General features: G+C 35.7%; 16 protein-coding genes. 6 read left to right on the top strand and 10 right to left on the bottom strand.

All coding sequences use genetic code 11. The features are described from left to right. Both GA0116959_RS11045 and GA0116959_RS11040 read left to right on the top strand, forming a co-directional pair. Window positions 1-612 (top strand): histidine phosphatase family protein, encoded by a 612-nt coding sequence (locus GA0116959_RS11045; RefSeq protein ID WP_092720742.1) that lies wholly within the window; start codon window positions 1-3, stop codon window positions 610-612. A gap of 2 nt (window positions 613-614) precedes the next feature. Further along, complete coding sequence (locus tag GA0116959_RS11040; RefSeq protein WP_092720741.1) at window positions 615-1,370, top strand: adenosylcobinamide-GDP ribazoletransferase; 756 nt, start codon at window positions 615-617, stop codon at window positions 1,368-1,370. 76 nt (window positions 1,371-1,446) lie between these two features. Here GA0116959_RS11040 and GA0116959_RS11035 read toward each other — a convergent pair whose 3' ends face one another. From GA0116959_RS11035 to GA0116959_RS11010, 5 genes are all read right to left on the bottom strand, one after another. Further along, a complete protein-coding gene (locus GA0116959_RS11035) occupies window positions 1,447-1,758 on the bottom strand; it encodes a TusE/DsrC/DsvC family sulfur relay protein (protein ID WP_092720740.1) in 312 nt (103 codons plus the stop codon). Between the two features lie 13 nt (window positions 1,759-1,771). Then, a complete protein-coding gene (locus tag GA0116959_RS11030; protein WP_053577838.1) occupies window positions 1,772-2,056 on the bottom strand; it encodes a DsrH/TusB family sulfur metabolism protein in 285 nt (94 codons plus the stop codon). A 16-nt stretch (window positions 2,057-2,072) separates the two neighbouring features. Beyond that, on the bottom strand, window positions 2,073-2,423 hold the full coding sequence (locus GA0116959_RS11025) for a hypothetical protein (protein WP_092720739.1): 351 nt from the start codon (window positions 2,421-2,423) through the stop codon (window positions 2,073-2,075). A gap of 43 nt (window positions 2,424-2,466) precedes the next feature. Beyond that, window positions 2,467-2,835, bottom strand: a complete 369-nt coding sequence (gene tusD / locus GA0116959_RS11020; RefSeq protein ID WP_092720738.1) for a sulfurtransferase complex subunit TusD — start codon at window positions 2,833-2,835, stop codon at window positions 2,467-2,469. A 743-nt stretch (window positions 2,836-3,578) separates the two neighbouring features. Continuing rightward, a complete protein-coding gene (locus tag GA0116959_RS11010) occupies window positions 3,579-4,214 on the bottom strand; it encodes a LysE family translocator (protein ID WP_092720737.1) in 636 nt (211 codons plus the stop codon). 130 nt (window positions 4,215-4,344) lie between these two features. On the opposite strand from GA0116959_RS11010, the gene GA0116959_RS11005 reads away from it, so the two are divergent. Continuing rightward, window positions 4,345-4,827, top strand: coding sequence for an Lrp/AsnC family transcriptional regulator (locus GA0116959_RS11005; RefSeq protein ID WP_092720736.1), 483 nt, complete (start codon window positions 4,345-4,347; stop codon window positions 4,825-4,827). A gap of 84 nt (window positions 4,828-4,911) precedes the next feature. Here GA0116959_RS11005 and GA0116959_RS11000 read toward each other — a convergent pair whose 3' ends face one another. After that, on the bottom strand, window positions 4,912-5,340 hold the full coding sequence (locus tag GA0116959_RS11000; protein ID WP_092720735.1) for an Imm44 family immunity protein: 429 nt from the start codon (window positions 5,338-5,340) through the stop codon (window positions 4,912-4,914). A gap of 477 nt (window positions 5,341-5,817) precedes the next feature. After that, the gene (locus GA0116959_RS10995; protein ID WP_092720734.1) at window positions 5,818-7,317 is read right to left on the bottom strand and encodes an MFS transporter; all 1,500 of its coding nucleotides are present in this window, start codon (window positions 7,315-7,317) and stop codon (window positions 5,818-5,820) included. A gap of 100 nt (window positions 7,318-7,417) precedes the next feature. Here GA0116959_RS10995 and GA0116959_RS10990 point away from each other — a divergent pair, with 100 nt between their 5' ends. Continuing rightward, window positions 7,418-7,996 carry a TetR family transcriptional regulator gene (locus GA0116959_RS10990; protein ID WP_092720733.1) on the top strand — a complete coding sequence of 193 codons (579 nt, stop codon included), beginning with the start codon at window positions 7,418-7,420 and terminating at the stop codon, window positions 7,994-7,996. Between the two features lie 745 nt (window positions 7,997-8,741). On the opposite strand, the gene GA0116959_RS10985 is transcribed toward GA0116959_RS10990, so the two are convergent. Then, a complete protein-coding gene (locus tag GA0116959_RS10985) occupies window positions 8,742-9,881 on the bottom strand; it encodes a catalase family protein (protein ID WP_092720732.1) in 1,140 nt (379 codons plus the stop codon). A 386-nt stretch (window positions 9,882-10,267) separates the two neighbouring features. On the opposite strand from GA0116959_RS10985, the gene GA0116959_RS10980 reads away from it, so the two are divergent. Continuing rightward, entirely contained in the window at window positions 10,268-11,275 is a 1,008-nt protein-coding gene (locus tag GA0116959_RS10980) for an SDR family NAD(P)-dependent oxidoreductase (RefSeq protein ID WP_053577842.1), read from the top strand. Window positions 11,276-11,401: 126 nt separating this feature from the next. Continuing rightward, complete coding sequence (fumC, locus tag GA0116959_RS10975) at window positions 11,402-12,796, top strand: class II fumarate hydratase (protein ID WP_092720731.1); 1,395 nt, start codon at window positions 11,402-11,404, stop codon at window positions 12,794-12,796. A gap of 395 nt (window positions 12,797-13,191) precedes the next feature. On the opposite strand, the gene GA0116959_RS10970 is transcribed toward fumC, so the two are convergent. Next, on the bottom strand, window positions 13,192-14,040 hold the full coding sequence (locus GA0116959_RS10970) for a site-specific integrase (RefSeq protein ID WP_244878595.1): 849 nt from the start codon (window positions 14,038-14,040) through the stop codon (window positions 13,192-13,194). 349 nt (window positions 14,041-14,389) lie between these two features. Beyond that, window positions 14,390-16,654 carry a TonB-dependent siderophore receptor gene (locus GA0116959_RS10965; protein WP_092720730.1) on the bottom strand — a complete coding sequence of 755 codons (2,265 nt, stop codon included), beginning with the start codon at window positions 16,652-16,654 and terminating at the stop codon, window positions 14,390-14,392. Window positions 16,655-16,820: the final 166 nt, after the last annotated feature.

The raw sequence follows: 16,820 nt of genomic DNA, 5'->3' as shown, positions 1-16,820 counted from the left end.
ATGTTAAAGATTGATCTATTACGTCATGGAGAAACTACTTTAAGCCACACTTTAAGGGGTTCAACGGATGACGATTTAACCGAAGTAGGTTGGTCGCAAATGCAGCAAACTATAGATCAGTCTTTACATATATCTACACATCAGCAGCTACAATGGGACGTTGTTTTTAGTTCTTCTTTAAAGCGATGCCATTTATTTGCACATCACATTTCACAGCAATTAAAGCTTGAGTTGATTATTGATTCTCATTTGCAGGAAATGCATTTTGGGGATTGGGAAGGTATTTCAACTCAGGTAATTTATGAAAAAAATCCTGAACTATTGGCTAATTTTTGGCAACAACCCACTCTATTTACGCCGCCCAATGCAGAAAAATTGCAGGAATTTCAGCAGAGAATTCTCACTAGCTTTGAAAAAATCCAACAGCAGATGTTAAAAAATGATTGGGAGCATGCTTTAGTGGTGACACATGGCGGCGTAATAAAGCTGCTCAAATGCATCGCTTTGAATCATAAATTAGATGATATTCTTAAAATGAGCGCAGAGTTGGGGCAACTCAACTCCTTTGTCATTCGAGACAATGCTTCGGTACATTTGCTGAAGGAAGAATAATCATGACACCATTTTTGATTGCCTTACAGTTTTTGACTCAATTTCCCATTCAGTTAAAAAAAATGCCGACGCAACAGCAAAATGCCCAATCTTTATTGTTTTATCCACTAGTTGGCCTAATCATCGGAATTATCCTGTTTATCTTGGTCATTTTATTGCAGGAATTACCCTCCATTTTGCTTTCAAGTCTGGTTCTGGTGGTATGGATTTGGTTGACGGGTGGTCTGCATTTAGATGGTTTGGCCGATACCGCTGATGCTTGGGTTGGTGGCTTTGGCGATAAAGAACGTACTTTAACAATCATGAAAGACCCGAACTGTGGGCCAATCGGTGTACTCAGTTTGATTATAGTATCTTTACTAAAATGGTCAGCCATCTACATCTTATTAGAACAGCAATTATTTTTAGCAGTACTTTTATTTCCTGTTCTGGGACGTTTAACCCCGTTGTTTTTATTTTTGACTACCCATTATGTGCGCGAGAAAGGGCTAGGTTTTTCTATTGCAGCATATTTGCCAAAACTCGGATCTGGCATTGTTTTAACGCTAGGCTTAGCCAGCGCCTTATATTTTGGATACGCTGGCTTAGTGCTGATCTTTATTTTTCTGGGTAGTCTGGTTTATCTGCGACATAAGTTTATGCAACGTATTGGTGGGATAACTGGCGATACAATTGGTGCGAGCATTGAAATCGTTGAAACCGTCACTTTATTGAGTTTTGTGGTACTTAGTTTTTATGTACCGACCGTTTGGTTCTAATCTCACTTTTTAACCACAATCAAGTCTGAAAAATATATTCAAAAAAATGATCTGAAATGGCACGTTAAAAATAAATTTACAAGCAGTTCGGTGGTTTAGGAATGCCCGCTAAGCGACTTAAATGACGTGCGACTAACCCTGTATTAAACTGTTCTTGTAATACGGCGTTGTTAATATCTGAGCTGACAGTTTTCATCAAAAACTTAATTAATGGCCGTGTTGCAGGCGAGTGTCCAAACTGATGATAAAACTGGCGCACGGCTTGTAATATTTGAAAGTGCCAAGGCGTTAATTCTAAATCGAGCTTCCTTGCCAATTCTTGTGCAACGCTTTCATTCCAGATGGTGTAATCGACTAAATGACCATCTTGATCGAGATCTAAGTTCATGATTATACTCAAATTAAGCTAAACGGATACAACGGCTATAGGCTAGACACAGATCTGCAAATTGCTCATAAGAAATCACGATTGCATTTTCTAAGATTTGACTGGCTAAAATTTCTGCATCACGATCCAATATATAAAACTGATTCAATTGTTGAATAAACGTATGTTGAAAATGTAAAACCGATTCACCCATTAAAATGACACGATCTTCTGAGCTATACGTTTGTGCTAATTTTGACAAAGCAGAAGGGGTAGCAGAATAACTACTTTGAATCAGATATAAACTTTTATTCGACATACAATTTTACTCTTTTTTACCAGTACACAACAAAATCAAAATTTTGGATCAATTGACTATTCAATTCAACAAATTCAATTTCTTGCTCGGTATGCTCTACAAAATATGATGCCCGATGTTTATTTTCTATTAAAATTGGGGTCAGATCATAAAATTCAAAACTATCAATCATATTTGAAGCAAGCTTGAATGCGTGTTTAAACTGATCGAATTGAAGGTTCGAATTTAGCAAACTTAAAGCAGCATCCTGTAATAAGACTTTAACTTCACAACCGAAAGTTGCCAATACCATGGTCGCAGCTAAACTTTCATGAACTTGTAAATTGGCGAGATTCGCTTGAGTTAAAATAACGAGTACGGTTTTCACACAATTTACCTTTTAAAAGCAAAAAATTCCGAAAAATAATATCTTAGAATTGAATTAGACGTTGTGTTGATTGTATGGCATCGGCAAGTTCGCCGAGCCCAACCAGTTCAAAACCTGATGCTAGATTGTATTGACTAATCTGATGGCGCTGGGCATTTTCTTCATCACTAATTCCACGGGATAATGCAGCACTCACGCAAACGGGTAAGCGAATCGCAAGTGTTAGCCATTCATTCATTAAATGACATTGGTCATCCGGAACCCATTGTAAATTGTTGGCAACAGAAACGCCGTCTTGATAGAAAAACACACGGAAATCTTGCTTTTTAGCGTGTAAGGCGCGTGCTAATCCAAGTGCATGCCAAGCATAAATAGAGGTGGGGGCGGAAGTAATTAGTAATAAAGTGCTCATTGCAATTCACTTGAGGAATGACCAATCCAATGTTGATGCATCCAGACGTCATAATAAAAAGGTAGTATACAATAATTTTAGGAGGTATCTAAAGAATTTGGAACCAAATATTAAAATTATTATAAAAATATTTGTTTAAAAATAATGAGTTATTGGTTGTTAGTTATTTGAAATTTAAAAACTATTGATACCTGTCTTTTTATCTGCCTTGGCCAACTTGCTCATACAAATTAGTTGGCAAGAAAGCTCAATGAATCGGAAGCCAAATGTACAGTTAAAATCCAAGTAATTGAACGAAAGTGATTAAAAGCTTTGGCTGAAAAACAGAATGTCATTAATCAAGTGAATGCAGATTATGATCAAGTTAAATCTGAACAAAGAACCAAAGTTGAAACAGTTATAAGTGAGATGCAAAGATTATTGATCGTCCTGTCTATAACAATGTGTGTCTTGAGATAATGGGTGTCAGCAATTAACTCACTTATCAGCAGTGATTCCAGCTAATCTTTTTGAGCCTTATCTAAATCTTCAAAAATTGGAATCAGTTCAAGGGAAAACTGTATTGTTATGCGCAGTGGATAGTGTGGCGAAATATAATGCTTGTAAGGCATGTCATGGCACAATTGTGAAGGCCCTCAGGTGAGGGCTGCATTCCCATTCGATTTCAATAAAAGTTAATGTCACAGTTTGTGTACAGTGTGTGAATCAATGCCTTTAAATGAGGGTTTTTTCTTATAAAGCCATTAAGTTAAATATGGTGTAAATTCTCTATACATCATGCTCAAAGCTAACACGCACATCATTAGAGCTAAACCTTTAAGCAAAGCACTCTGTATTTTTAAATTATGTAGAATTTTTTTTAGACTCCAAGAAAAAAACACATAAAAACAACCAATAACAGCCAAAGTTAAAACGGTTATTACGATTATAAAAAATGTTTGTTCTTTCATGCTATATGCTCCAAAAATTGCAGGAACAAGTGCTAGATAAAATGAAATAGTTTTAGGATTACTTAGGGTGATAAACAATCCATCTCTATATGAAAAAAGTGTTTCTTCAAGGGTATTTTTATTTTGTATTTGCAGTAAATCTCCTTTAAAAGACCAAAAGCTATAAGCTAAATACAATAAATATATGCTGGATAGCATCACCAAATAAAAAGAAAAATTTGGAATTAGTTTTGTCAGTGAAGAAACTAAAAAAATAGAAATAAGTAAAAAAATGATATCACCTGTGATAAGTCCAAAGAGCATCATTACGCCATGTTTATAGCCATGTGTAAGTGTTTTAAACATTAGTCCTGTCATTCCCGGACCAGGCAAAATCGCAGCTAAAGCTAGAGTAAAAATATATGTGGTGAATTGTGTAAGATAGTCCATACAAGAATAGATCAAGGGAAAAGTTACACATATTTTTCGTTAAAAACAAAGATTAAAATGATCTATTTATTTCATAAAAAACTTAAAAAAGGGTATAGAATTACTTTTTTGGTTAATTACTTGAGTATTCATGCCTAAAAATAAAAAAATTGATAAAACGGATGTAAAGATTTTGGAGTTACTGCAGAAAGACTCACGTATTACAACAGCTGAATTATCTGAGCAATTGAGCTTATCGACCTCTCCTTGTTGGCGTAGAGTTAAACAGCTTGAAGATACAGGTATTATTCAAGGATATGGAGTATTGCTTGACCGTAAAAAAATAGATTTAGGCGTAATGGTATTTGTACGAGTGTCTATAGATAGTCATAGCGAGAAAGAAGCAAAAAAATTTGAAGAAGAAGTAATGGCCTTAGATTATGTTGTTGCATGTTACAGCATTGGAGGGGATGCAGATTTCTTACTCCAAGTTGTATCACCAGATCTTGATACTTATGCCGAATTTTCAATGTCGACGATTAGAAGACTACCTGGAATAAAAGAAATGCAAAGTATGTTTGCTTTAAAAGAAATAAAGCCTTTTGCAGGCTTTCCAGTTAATATTTATCCATAAAATATTTATCTAGGTTAAATTTTCTAAAATTAACAGAATAGATCTTATGCTAAGGGCTTGATTCATGGGTCTTTGCCGTATGAGTTATGAATCAGTTTTTGCAATATCTACAACATCATTTTTTAGTCTATCAAGTTCTTCATAGACTTTTTGATCAAGCTTAGGCCTAACCTTTTCAAATTTAATTTTTAACAATTCTAAACTTCTGAGCATCATCTCAAAAATAAGTTTTTTGCGTCCCAGATCATCGGTAGACTTAAATTCCTCGTAATTTATTTTTAAACGAAAATCCATAGTCTTTTTTTTAAATGAATACATGACTCGTTCTTCGAAGCCTTTTGGACCCATCATTATCGTAATACAATTCCAACTATCTAAAGGTATATCGTAAGACTTATGCTCAAGTTTATGATTAAGAAGCTCTCTAACATAGTTACGAGCAACATTTAATTGTGTTAATTGTTCTTCATTTAATACTGCTTTACTTGATTCACTACTCATCCATACCTTCATAGAAAATCCTTAATAGTCTAATTTTTTATAATAAAAAAGCCCGACATCCTGTTGGGCTTTTTTACATATTTGATGCTTTCGGTATAACTCCTGTCGTACCTGCATTCTCCGTTGCTGTTTATTCTTATTTTTATTTGGAGCATCCTGCTCTTTATGTCTCCATGATAGGAGGTTGGGGCGAAGTCGTATAGCCGCAAAATCCCTAAATCTCTGTACGCTTTTGCGTACATAATTGAGTAAAAATTATCCCTGTTTTATCCGCAGAAATTGGGGATAATTTAAGATCTCGGTGCGTTGATAACATAGATAAAAACCTCAATTAGATTAAAAAATAATCAATATTATTGGCAGAGATACCAGTGTTGATTAAAAAAAGCCGACTTGTGACTAAGTCGGCTTTTTGCGGTTTTCAGGTCAGTTAATTTTTTAACTATATAAAAAGCTATTTAAAGTGCATTTCATATCAGCACCATTCTGTTAAATGGATAGTGTCTTGGGAGAAGTTTCCCTCCAAAAGATCCAAATAAAGATAGCAAGAAACAAAAGTATTAAACTTGAAAAGATTAAGACAGAGCTATGAGCCATAACAAAAGCAGAGTTGGCTGATTTCATGATGATATCCGCACTTTCTGGCGATAGGCTTGGAAGGGCTTGATAAGTTTGGCCTATGGAACTTTCAACTGTTTTCAGTTGATCAACACTAAAAAAACGATAAAAATCAACATTTTTTGTGTAGAAGAAAGATGCCATTAATCCGAAGATTGTTACACCCAAACCTGTTCCTAACTCATAGGACATTCCTTCAATAGCACCCGCAGATGATGCTTGTTCAATAGGTGCTCCTGATAAAATTGCTGATGTCGCGGCTAAAAAGGCACATAAAATACTTAGCCCTAATAAGATCATATAAAAAGATGCAAATAAATATTCAGTTTCAAAATTAACAACTGATAAAAAATACATAGAGACAGAACTCAGTATTAAGCTAACCACTGCAACTTTTTTAGTTCCAAACTTATTTAAAAGGGGTGTACTAATCACGCCACCCACACTGACTGCAATCATAAATGGTAAAATATATAGACCCGCTTCTAATGGGCTAAATTGATACACGTATTGTAGTTTTTGGGAAATAAGTAATTCAAATCCTACCAGCGCAATCATAGCCACAACTGAAATTGTGAAACCATATTTCACAGGTTTCGATGTAAATAGCTTAAGATCAAATAGTGGTTGATTACTTTTAATCTGCCTTTTTACAAATAAAAAACCGAGTACAACTCCTGTAAACCCAAGAAGAATGAATTGAGGATCAAATTCTTTTAAGCCGGATTTTAAACTGTAAATGACCAAAAGAATGGCCGCTATAAGTATTAACGCATCTAATATATTTAATTTTTTTTCATGTATAAAATTTTGTTTAGGTAGATACTTTAAAATACATATACTTACAAGTATAACAATAGGAACATTAATCAAAAATACTGATCCCCAATAGAAGTATTCTAATAGTAACCCACCGACCAAAGGTCCGAAGGCGGCACCGGCTCCGCCAGCCATAACCCACAGTCCTAGAGCAAAGTTCCGTTCTTTTTCATCCATAAATGTATGGCGTAGACAAGCTAAAGTGGCAGGCATAATCATTGATGCACCCAAGGCCAATATAGCTCTTGCAAAAATTAAAAAATTGGCTGTAGGTGAGAATGCAGCTAGCACCGAGGCTATTCCGAAGATGATACTCCCCATCAGCATGAGTTTTCGGTAACCAACTTTATCGCCCAAAGCACCCATTACTAAAATAAGCCCAGCCATCAACAATGGATAGATATCGATAATCCATAAGAGTTGTGATGTGCTTGCTTTTAACTCTTGGCTTAATGTGGGTACAGCAATATGAAGGACAGTTGCATCAATAGCGACAGGCAGATAAAGCCCAACTACAATGGCTAAAATGAGCCATTTGGGATATGAAAACATAAAAATAGTATAAATTGAACAGATGTTCAATTTATACTATTTTTTGATTTTTTACGCAACTTGTATATGCTGATGATGTTGTAAATAACTGTATTAAAAAATGAGCTACTTAAGTAAAACGGAACGAAAAAAACAGATCTTAGATGCTGCTATGACAATCGCATTAGATGATGGTTTGAATACATTGACAGTACGTAATTTAGCTCAACGAGCTTCTTTATCTGTAGGGCTTATTCATCATCACTTTAAAACTATTCAAGAATTAAAGTGTGAAGTATTTATGCAGCTCATTTATAAAAATTTAGATATCAGCGAAATAGATGATAATTTAAGTTTAACGGGAAAAATACTTTTGGCTCTAGGTTTTACTGAATCAGAAGATGAATTACCTTACGTTCGATTGTGGAATGATGCTGAACAAAATAGTCATATTAGTCCTGAATTTAATAGAGTCTTTCTAGTAGCAATTGAAGAATGGCAGAAGTCTGTAAAAAAAATATTGGAATCGGCATCATTAAAGAATCATCAAGAAAACCTTGACGATATAGCTTGGCAATTTATAGGTCTAACTTTAGGATTAGAAGGGCTAGCAAAGTTTCATTCCCATTTATTTACTTATGAATATATGACTCAATTAGTAACTCATTTAATCGAAAATAAAATCAATCAAAAAATTTAGTTTTTCTAAAATTAGCATAATACACCTTATGCGAAATTCTCTATTTATTTTTAAATAAATCATTGGTTTAACTGTTTCATAGAAGCCCGATCAAGCTGGATTGGGTTTTTTATGTGAAATATAGAGTTCCACGCATAATATTTTTAATAAAACTACGGTATAAAATTATGACCTCAAAAAAATTCAATATCGTTAATGCCGTATGAGTAGTATTCGGTATAGCAGCTTTTATTTATTTTCAGCAAGCCATGAAAGTAGACCATTTTGCCGGTTAGAGCAGGGCACAGAACAATTTAACGGTTCAGGACAATAACTTGAAATCAGCAGTTCAGTGTGCTGATGATCCTGAAATTAATGTTAATAAAGATTTTTTAGAAGGGCGTAAAACATATTTTAAGTATAAAAAATATGATCTTAAATAATACTGCTTAAATGCTAATATATGGATCTGTGTGAAAAGCGTGTAAATAGGCCTTGTAAATAAAGTTACGCAGATTTTAATTGCTATACATTTATTATAAAAATACCAATAAAGATTTAATTAGAGCCAAAACTAAAATTGATCCGCTAATTACTGATGTTGAGGTTGATTATCGGTTCTAATCTATCATTGAGTATTTTACAAATAGATAAAAAACCGCCTTTGGGTGGTTTTTTATATCAGGCACAAAACGAGAGAATTTGCTTTCGTTTTAATTGCAGTTTGCACGATCTGGTTTGACTCATAACTTCACGTATGTAGATCTTAATGTGGTTCTGATCTGTGAGTAGAATTCAGATCATGTCTAACTTGACTAATACGATCATAAATCACTTTTCGCATGCGGTTTATGACTCCAAGTGGTTTATGTTCAGGTCGTGTATGCCACGGTGTAAAGGAAAGGTTTTCACAAAACCTATTTTGTTCAGGCGTATCGAAAACTTGTTGAGGAATGCGGATGGTTGCTACCTTGTAAAAAGGAGCTTGGCTTTCCTTCCATTCCGTCATAGAGTCCTCGACTGACATGGTATTTGATGTTCGAGGCTGTATTAAAAACTCCATACATGCATCGCCATTTTGCAGACTATTTCGTAGCGTATCTCTCAGAAAATCATGAGTTGGTTGTGCTGGCATAGGGTCTGTTATTGTTGAGCAAGCTCTAGCAGAATATTTTACCGCTTTACGGTCAGAACCTAGTCCTAATTGATAGGGAACCATGGACCAATATCGAGTTTGCAGCGGATTTGAAATTTTATTTCTAGAATTTAAGGCAATCCAAGTTCCTTTAGCCCCTAATGCAAAAGGAATATGGAGTTTTTTAAGAAATCTATCACTATTTATATCCTGCATAAATGACATATAGCGAGCTGGATCATTAACAAAAAAGACAGGATGATTAATCATAATAAAATCTTGCGTAGATGCTGCATCATCTAAAAGATTATTCCCCGGCACCGCCAAAAGTTTGATCGCCATGCCCCGAGCATCTCTTTTAATATCGGCCTGTTTTGCATCACTAGATCCATTAGAAAAACGAATCCAGGCTTGGTATGTCTTGCCGGGAATAAAGATACCTAGAGCCATGTTTTTGGGGAGCGCTTCATCTATCTTGAATTCTGCGCGTACACAGCCATGTGCTTTGGGGTGGGCATCACGTAATGCGAGTCCTGTGGAATAGTCTTTCCGGATCGACATTTCAATTATGTCAGCAATTTTTTCAGCTGTTTTTGCCTCATTAGGATAAAAATTTTCACTTAAATCCCGATCAATATTCGGGTAAAAACTACTTTGGGGAGTACTAACGGCTATAGGCGAAGTATTGGCATGTGCAGCAGTACAAATACTGATTATTATGATGGGGTGGAAAAGTAGACCCCAATATACAGGTTTTATGAAGTTTGGCATTAATTGTCTCCTTGCTATAAAGCTGGAATCATTTTTAATTTATAGCCTGATAGTTCTAAATTCTTTTACCCTTCAGTAATGCACAAGGTAATGATAATGTCTGTCGTATTTTTATTCTTTCCAGCTATCAACATATTTGCCCAATCTTGCTCAGGCTAAGGGGAGATATTTTTTGTAGTAAACAAAATACAGTTAATAACAATAACTGCAACAGATGCAAAATTCGAAACCTGTAATATGATCATATAATGCTCTTGCAGATTAGCCGACTCAAGAGAATTTTTGAGTCGGTTTTTGCTTATGGTCACTGTGAATAAGTTGGCAAGAACACCAAAATTACACCAATAATATATAAGATACTGATTATAATAAGGAGTATCTAAACAATGATTTTAGTGACTGGTGGTTTAGGCTTTATAGGTTCACACATTGCTTTAAGTCTGATGGCGCATGGGCAAGAAGTCATTATTGTGGATAATTTATCCAATGCAAATTTACAAACCTTAGAACGATTAGAATATATTTCAGGCCGTTATGTGCCTTTTGTCAAAATTGATATTCGAAATACGCCTGCATTAAATAAAGTTTTTGAACAATATTCTGTAGAAGCGGTCATTCATACTGCTGGCTTTAAATCAATTGAAGAGTCTGCTTTAAAACCACTGGAATATTATAATGATAATGTCAGTTGCATTATGAGTTTACTCCGCGCTATGCAACGTACTGGTATACGAACACTGGTTCATTTATCCAGTTTAGCAGTCTATGGTAAGTCCAGTTTAAATCTTTTAGAAGAAATGCCATTTGATTATGCTTATCCAAATCCGTATATAAAATCACAGCAAATGATTGAAGAAATTATACGAGATACTGCTTTGACTGATAGTGAGTGGAAAATTGCAATTTTAAGATTAAGTAATATTGCCGGTGCTTTTGAACATGCAGTATTAGGTGAATTTGTTGCGCCTTTACCTAAAAATATTATTCCATTGGCCTTACAAGTGGCTGCTAAGCAACGAGATTATGTTGAGTTACGTCAACAGGCCCAAACCTCAGACAGTACAGCAGAACGAAGTTTCTTACATGTATTGGATTGTTGTGATGCTATTTTGGCTACGTTACATTGGTTAAGCGCTCAACAGCATGTATGTGAAGCCTTTAATATTTCAGGTTCTACAGTGTCTATTCGTGCTTTATTGGATGAAGTTAGCAAAGTGACACATACAGAAATTAATACTTTAGAAGCACATATCTATCCCGCTGCTGAACTCGATCAAATTGGCGCAACGTCAGAAAAAGCATTTAAAACCTTAAACTGGAAAGCCCAACGCAGCCTCAATAAAACGATTGAAGATGCATGGCGTTTTTACCAACACACATTAAATGGGAATTAAAAAATAAATTTAAAATTGTAAATAATAACCATTTGCAATTGATTCTAATTTCATTAAGATCATAACAGATAGCATTTGTACAAGAAATTCAGAAAATTGTAATATTACACAGCAATGAGGTTAAACATGCAAACACGTATTGAACATGACACTATGGGTGACGTTGAAGTACCCAGTGAAGCAATGTGGGGCGCACAAACACAGCGCAGTTTGCAGAACTTTAAAATTGGTCAAGAGCGTTTACCGCGTGCCATGATTCGTGCCATGGGTTTAGTGAAGAAGGCTGCAGCTATAACCAATGCTGAATTGAATCAAATTCCACAAGAATTATCACATTATATTGTGGATGCGGCAGAAGAAGTGATTTCTGGAAAATGGGATAGCCAATTCCCGCTGGTGGTTTGGCAAACAGGTTCAGGCACACAAAGTAATATGAATTGCAATGAAGTGATAGCCAATGTTGCCAATCAAAAGCTAGGGAATCCTTTAGGTTCACAAAAACCTGTTCATCCCAATGACCATGTCAATCGTGCTCAATCGACCAATGACTCATTTCCTACCGCGATTCATGTGGCGGCATGTTTGCAAATTAATGAATTATTGATACCTGCAGTGCAGCATTTGCGTGACACTTTAGATCAAAAATCCAAAGAATTTTCAGATATTGTCAAAATTGGTCGTACCCACTTACAGGATGCGACCCCTTTAACTTTAGGGCAAGAGTTTAGTGGTTATGTGTCACAGCTTGAACATGGATTGAAACGTCTACAGCAAGCTCTTTCAGGTTTGTATGAATTGCCTTTAGGGGGAACAGCTGTTGGAACAGGGTTGAATGCTCATCCTGATTATGCAGAAAAGGCCGCTGAACAATTGGAAATACTCACGGGTTTACCTTTTATCACTGCACCCAATAAGTTTGAAGCATTAGCAGGACGTGACGCCGCAGTATTTGCTTCTGGCGCTTTAAAAACTTTAGCTGCCAGTTTAAATAAAATTGCCAATGATATTCGTTGGTTAGCCAGTGGCCCGCGTTGTGGATTGGGTGAACTTAGAATTCCTGAAAATGAACCTGGTTCGAGTATTATGCCAGGCAAAGTCAATCCAACTCAAAGTGAAGCAATGACTATGGTGGTCGCTCAAGTCTTGGGTAATGACACCACCATCAATGTGGCGGGTGCTTCAGGCAACTTTGAGCTGAATGTTTTTATGCCTGTGATTGTATTTAACTTATTACAGTCTATTCAATTGTTGGGTGATGCATGTAATAGTTTCAACGAGCATTGTGCTGTAGGCATTGAGCCAAATCGTGAAAAAATTGATTATTTCTTACATAACTCACTGATGTTAGTGACGGCTTTAAATCCGATGATTGGTTATGAGAATGCTGCCAAAGTCGCTAAAATTGCATACAAGGAAGGCAAAACGCTGAAGCAGGTGGCTGTTGAACTGAATTTAGTCACTGAAGCACAGTTTGATGCGTTGGTCATTCCTGAGGAAATGGTTTCACCTAACGTAAAATAATCATCTGATTGCTTGAAGTCTTATCAATTGCACAGCAGTGGTTTTTATCTGTTATAGATATGCGGACAATAGCACTAGAAATTTACTGCTGATGATTGATTATGCTTGATGTTTATTTAACATGTATTTAAATATGTTCTAATTTATTGTTTTATAATATATTTAATATGTCGTTTTCCCTCTAAAATATAGGAAAAAGGACGATCATAGATATTATAGAAAACAACGAGTTATCAAATGGTTTTGCATTCAGTTTTTTCGGCAATTCAGCCAATTAAAAAAGCCACTTATAAAGTGGCTTTTATTGTTTGTGGATCAGTTTAGATCACAGGGACGGTCAATACCCACGTCTGCGTCATTCCAAATAATCTCATGTCCTGATGCATAAAATTCAGTCATTTTTCAGTTACATGACCTGCCAATGTTTGAGCTGATTTACCGGCTTTCTTATGCAAGTGAATGGAGAGAGCACGAATTTCATGGAAGCTTGGTAGTTGGGGACCCTTTAGTTCGGGATATGCATTTGCTAATTTAATTGCTTTCAAAAATTCTCTAGACACATATTGTGCTTCGATTTGTGTCCAATGCTCTTTAGTTTGACCACGGTTTTTAGTCTTTCCTTTTGGTACTCTGTGAATAATGTATGGGCTTAAAACCTGATCTTTACAACGATCTAAAACACGCTGCAATTCATCATTAATTTTAATTCGAACATACCCAGCACCTTCTAATAGCTCAAAATCATCTTCCGGGTCATCTGTGGTTTTTTCTTGCGCCACGTGTAAGAAACCATTTTTAATGCCGGTCCATCTCATATTGATGATGTCTATACGTCGCTGTGTTGTGAGCATAGCTAAATCAATTGCGTTTTTAAGCCATGGAGGGGATACATTTCGAATAGCAGTTAAGCCCATTAAAGTGTGGCGCTTACGTTGTTTGACTCGATAACGCTTGATTGTTTGTGCAGCTGGATTGTCTACTACTATGCCTTTACTTATAGCTAGATCAAATATTTGAATTAACAAACTACGAGTTTCAATGCTTGTTGATGCAGGTACGCTTTCAAGCAATTTATTGATCATAAATAGAGTAATTGAAGAGAGTGGCATGTTTTCCCATTCAGCACACTGCTTTAAGCTGTGTGTATAAGTTCTTAGTGTATTTTCGGCAAGTGGTCGACCATCTTTTCGATGCTTCTCAGCTAAGAATTTTTGTGAGAACTCACCAAACGTTACCTCACCCATAACAACCGATATAAGATCGGTTGCTGGAGATAAAATATCGTTAAGTTTTCAGGCAGCATTTATAGCTTTAGCCTTCCTCAACAGCTGGCAGAAAAACTGGAGCAGAAAAAACAACTTGATCAGGAGATAGCGGGTAAGACAATGTAGCCTGATCACCTACTTCAGCAGGTTCAAACACAGATGGGAATTTAATCAGATTACTAACTGTAGATAGCCGAGGTGAATACCTCAGCTATCATCTTTTGATTCTGCTAATTCAGATTAGCCTCCTTAAAAGAGGCTTGAATAAATTAAAGTAAAATGAGAACTAGAAAGTGATTGAGAACATTTTTAAATAATCCAATTTTTCTTAAAATTTAGCACGTAAAGATAAAGTCACATTACGTGGTTCACCCCAATAAACACCATTATAAAAGCCAACTTGCTGATAATATTTTTCATCAAATAAATTATTAGCCTGTAGGTTTGCACTTAATGAATCATTAAAAGTATATCCAACATTAGCACTTGCTAAAAAGTAAGCATCTTGACGAACATAACCATCAGTATTTTTTGGTGCGCTACTTGATTTACTTTCTACATCACTTTGCCAATTTACCCCAAATCCTAAATGGATTTTATTAGCACCTTCCCACAAATACTCAGGAAGTTTAAAGTTTGTATATACTTTAACTAAATTTTGAGGAATTGTTGTTGATGCTTTTACTTGTTCAGAACTTATGCTGTTAGAGTAAGTATAACCAGCTGTAATATTCCAATTAGGGTTTATTTTTCCTATAGCTTCAATTTCAAAGCCTTCAATTTTTAAACCTTCGCCTGAAGATAGCATTGGATCACCGCCATCATCGGTTTTGATACCTGCGAGTATTGCTGCATTATCTTTAATTGCAACATTTGATTTTTCAGACCAGAAAGCTGCAGCCGTTGCAAGTAATTGGTCATCTAAGAAACTGGCTTTAATGCCAGCTTCATAACTTTTACCAACTTCAGGTTCTAAGAAATTATTATTCCGGTCTTTATTGCTGCTTGGATTGAATATATCTGTGTAGCTTGCATAAGCCGTATAGATATCATTTAAATTAAAAGTTGCACCGAAATATGGAGTAAATGCATCTGCTTCAACATCACTTTTAGTTCCATTCGTTGCAGAATAATCACTGTATCGTCCGCCCAGAATTACTTTCAAATCATCCGTTACATTCAACTTAAGCGCGGTATAAGCACCGTAGTTTTGTTGTTTTGAATCTTTAGTTACGGGTATAACATCATAATCAGGTTTGAATGTGGTATTACCATCCCATGTCCGCCAATCATTAATCACACACGTATCACCTAAATTGTTTGAGGGCACCGTTACTCCATTTTCATCTTTCTTTGTACACGTTAATTGATGACTCGCAAGCCCATTCACTCTTCCATCAGGACTATTTGTGGAACGGTTAAATCCATTTGCTCCAATAACGAGTTCATGTTGCCGGTCAAATAGCTTAAATGGACCACTGGCAAATAATTCGAGACTCGTTTTCTTGGATTCAGAAGTTGGATAAACTGTGGTCCAGACACCTATACCAGATCCATCATTTTGATTTGGAAAACCAGACCCACCGTATGACATTAGCCAAAAACTTTTTGATAATGAATATGAACCTGCGGCTTTTACGATCCAGTCATTATCAAATTTATAAGTTAAGTCAGCAAAAGCGGTTCTGTCACTTTGGCTCACTGTATTCCAACTATTTGCTAAACTAAAATTCCGCGGTAAATTTGCCAGTGATCCATCTTGATTCCAGTAGGGCACAGTACCCCATGTAGAGCCTTTGGGTTGATTATCCTGATATTGAAAACCAATACCACCCGTTAATTTATTGGTTAGATCAGCTTCAACCATTGCCATTGCTGCTGTTGTTTCTAGCGAATAGTAATCCATATAGGAATTACCTTCTCTATGTGCAGCCATTACACGGCTTCTCACACTTCCATCTGCAGTTAAGGGTATAGAAATATCAGCTTCATTTCGAATGGTATCCCAAGTGCCGAATGAAGTGGTAGCTGATCCAGAAAGCTCTTTTGCTGGACGTTTTCGAATCATATTAATGGTTGCAGATGGATTACCAGTAGCTCCAGTTAAACCTGTTGCACCTTTTACGACTTCGATTCGATCAAAGAAGAAGCTGTCTACACGTGGGCTATTATCTCCTATTGGCATGCCATCTATTTGACGGTTAGTAATCCCATATCCTCTAGCTGAGTAATTTGATCGCTCACTATCATTTTTAGTGACAGTCACGCCAGGTGTTGCTGCAAGTACATCATCAATAATATTTAAATTTCTTTGCTCAATTTGTTCACGAGTGATCACGCTTACGGATTGTGGTGTTTCTTTTAAAGATAATTTTAACTTTGATGAGGTTCTAGAGGATTTAGCCTTGTAACTTTTACTTCCTTCTGTTTTTTCATCATTAGCTTCAGCTGTGAAAGTAATCATTTGAAGAACAGTTGAGTTTGTTTCAATGGCATTGTCTTTTTGTGCAAAAGCAGTATGTGACATAGCGCCAAAAATCAGAATTGATTTTATAGCAGTATTTGAAGCAGTTCGTTTAAGCTGATCAGTCATAACAATACATCAATGTAATTGAGAATCATTATTATTACTAATTACAGTACAAAAATAAACAAATTAAACATTATTTCTTTATATTTAGATTTTTTATTTTGATTTAAGAAATAAATTGCAAAATATTCTGGTCAAGTCTGGCCAGTGAGCGTGGTTTAGGCTTTTT

Source organism: Acinetobacter albensis (genome assembly GCF_900095025.1).
GTDB classification, from domain to species: Bacteria; Pseudomonadota; Gammaproteobacteria; order Pseudomonadales; family Moraxellaceae; genus Acinetobacter; species Acinetobacter albensis.
This window is presented reverse-complemented; position numbering and strand designations above follow the sequence as displayed.

What these genes read in the sequence shown, in the direction of transcription:
- GA0116959_RS11045 (WP_092720742.1), top strand. Translation starts at nt 1, where the DNA reads ATGTTAAAGATTGATCTATTACGTCATGGAGAAACTACTTTAAGCCAC.
- GA0116959_RS11040 (WP_092720741.1), top strand. Translation starts at nt 615, where the DNA reads ATGACACCATTTTTGATTGCCTTACAGTTTTTGACTCAATTTCCCATT.
- GA0116959_RS11035 (WP_092720740.1), bottom strand. Translation starts at nt 1,758, where the DNA reads ATGAACTTAGATCTCGATCAAGATGGTCATTTAGTCGATTACACCATC.
- GA0116959_RS11030 (WP_053577838.1), bottom strand. Translation starts at nt 2,056, where the DNA reads ATGTCGAATAAAAGTTTATATCTGATTCAAAGTAGTTATTCTGCTACC.
- tusD (WP_092720738.1), bottom strand. Translation starts at nt 2,835, where the DNA reads ATGAGCACTTTATTACTAATTACTTCCGCCCCCACCTCTATTTATGCT.
- GA0116959_RS11010 (WP_092720737.1), bottom strand. Translation starts at nt 4,214, where the DNA reads ATGGACTATCTTACACAATTCACCACATATATTTTTACTCTAGCTTTA.
- GA0116959_RS11005 (WP_092720736.1), top strand. Translation starts at nt 4,345, where the DNA reads ATGCCTAAAAATAAAAAAATTGATAAAACGGATGTAAAGATTTTGGAG.
- GA0116959_RS11000 (WP_092720735.1), bottom strand. Translation starts at nt 5,340, where the DNA reads ATGAAGGTATGGATGAGTAGTGAATCAAGTAAAGCAGTATTAAATGAA.
- GA0116959_RS10995 (WP_092720734.1), bottom strand. Translation starts at nt 7,317, where the DNA reads ATGTTTTCATATCCCAAATGGCTCATTTTAGCCATTGTAGTTGGGCTT.
- GA0116959_RS10990 (WP_092720733.1), top strand. Translation starts at nt 7,418, where the DNA reads ATGAGCTACTTAAGTAAAACGGAACGAAAAAAACAGATCTTAGATGCT.
- GA0116959_RS10985 (WP_092720732.1), bottom strand. Translation starts at nt 9,881, where the DNA reads ATGCCAAACTTCATAAAACCTGTATATTGGGGTCTACTTTTCCACCCC.
- GA0116959_RS10980 (WP_053577842.1), top strand. Translation starts at nt 10,268, where the DNA reads ATGATTTTAGTGACTGGTGGTTTAGGCTTTATAGGTTCACACATTGCT.
- fumC (WP_092720731.1), top strand. Translation starts at nt 11,402, where the DNA reads ATGCAAACACGTATTGAACATGACACTATGGGTGACGTTGAAGTACCC.
- GA0116959_RS10970 (WP_244878595.1), bottom strand. Translation starts at nt 14,040, where the DNA reads ATGGGTGAGGTAACGTTTGGTGAGTTCTCACAAAAATTCTTAGCTGAG.
- GA0116959_RS10965 (WP_092720730.1), bottom strand. Translation starts at nt 16,654, where the DNA reads ATGACTGATCAGCTTAAACGAACTGCTTCAAATACTGCTATAAAATCA.